The organism is Desulfofundulus sp. (assembly GCF_049701015.1).
Classification (GTDB): Bacteria; Bacillota; Desulfotomaculia; order Desulfotomaculales; family Desulfovirgulaceae; genus Desulfofundulus.
In genome coordinates, this window is the sequence record NZ_JBNATZ010000395.1 from 1 (window position 1) to 1,524 (window position 1,524).

General features: G+C 64.2%; 2 protein-coding genes. Both read right to left on the bottom strand.

Annotated elements, in window-relative coordinates:
- Positions 1 to 146: 146 nt before the first annotated feature.
- Positions 147 to 1,202 carry a methyltransferase gene (locus ACPLUI_RS14785; protein ID WP_424661002.1) on the bottom strand — a complete coding sequence of 352 codons (1,056 nt, stop codon included), beginning with the start codon at positions 1,200 to 1,202 and terminating at the stop codon, positions 147 to 149.
- Positions 1,203 to 1,225: 23 nt separating this feature from the next.
- Positions 1,226 to 1,524: phosphomethylpyrimidine synthase ThiC (locus tag ACPLUI_RS14790; RefSeq protein ID WP_424661003.1), on the bottom strand; the 299-nt coding region annotated here is incomplete at its 5' end.

The following is a 1,524-nucleotide window of genomic DNA, read 5'->3' on the forward strand; positions in this document are numbered from 1 at the left end:
AATTTGTCGCCATCACTCTCTTTCTGGCCCTGGCCGTGGCCCTCTTCGCCGGGGCCGTCGCCCCGGCTTCCCGGGCCACCCGGCAGAGATGTTCCACCAGGTCCTCCGGGACCACGGCTTCACCCGGGCCGGTAACGGGCCCCCATTTATTTTTTAAAGGGCCGGTCAACGGCTCTTCCCCCCTTCTCTTTGCCAGTCCATTTTCTCCCCTTCAACAACCCGCTGCCCGGGGTCAGGGGATGGTAAGTCACATCCTCAAAACCGGCGTCCTCCAGCCAGCTGCCCATTTCTTGAACGCCGTACACCCGGCCGGTAAGGGTGCCCACCAGCATGTTCAGGTCAAAGAGGGCGGCTTCCAGGGAGGGCTCTTCAGCCAGGACGTAATCGTGGATCACCACCTGCCCGCCCGGGCACAGGGCCCGGAAGACCCGCTCCATGAGCCGCCGGTTGGTGGCAGCGTCATAAATGTGCACCACATTGGAGGCCAGCACCAGGTCGTAAACCCCTTCACCCAGTTCGTCCCTGGTGAAATCCCCGGCACATAGCTCCACCCGCTCCATCATCCCCGCCGCTTCTATCAATTCCCGGGTGATCTTCAGGGTGGGGGCCAGGTCCAGGATGGTGGCCCGTGCCCGGGGCTCTTTCTTCAACAGGGCAACGGTATACACCCCGGGCCCGCCGCCCAAATCCAGTAGGCGTTCACAACCGCTTAAATCCAGGGCGGCGGCCAGCCGATCCGCCTTGAGCCGGGCCTGGTCCCGCATGGCCAGGATGTAGTCCCGCAGGCGCTCTTCATAGTTCGTCCGTTCCACAGCCTCGAAACCCACCGGGCGGCCGGTGCGCACGGCCTCGCCCAGCCGGGACCAACCCTCTGCCAGGTTGGCAAAGTGGTGCACCGCATGGCCCAGGTAGGCATCCCTTCCCCGTACCAGATGGCGGCCGGCCAGGGGAGCGTTGCGGTAAAACTCGCCCTCCCTTTTCACCAGCCCCAGCCCCTCCAGGGCAACCAGCAGGCGAGCGGTGGCTTCCGGGTGGGTGCCCAGGGCCGCAGCCACCCGGGCGGGAGTTTGGGCGCCCCGGGCCAGGATGTCGAAAAGGCCCAGGTCCACGGCCGTAAAAAGCACCTGAGCCGCCCAGTGGCCGCGGCAGATGTCCATTATATACCAGCCATTTGAGGAAGATCGCGCATCTCTTTTAAACATTTACCTGCCACCTTAGGATGGGATTACTGCTGAAAATACTCCGAAACCAGCCGCAGGGCGCATTCATCGCCGCAGGCGCTGCACGGTTCCCCTTTTTCTTTCTCAAGGTAACAGCGCACCAGGGCCGGGTCGATGGCCAGGCCGGCCACGGCCTCCCGGTCCAGGGAAGCCCGGGCCCGGGCCATTTTTAAATCCCAGTCCCAGGCCCCCTTGACGCCTTTGGCAATATCGGCGGCATGGGCGGCAATACGGGCGGCCATCACCCCAACCCGCACATCTTCTTCTGCAGGCAGGCCCAGGTGCTCCGCCGGGGTGACGTAGC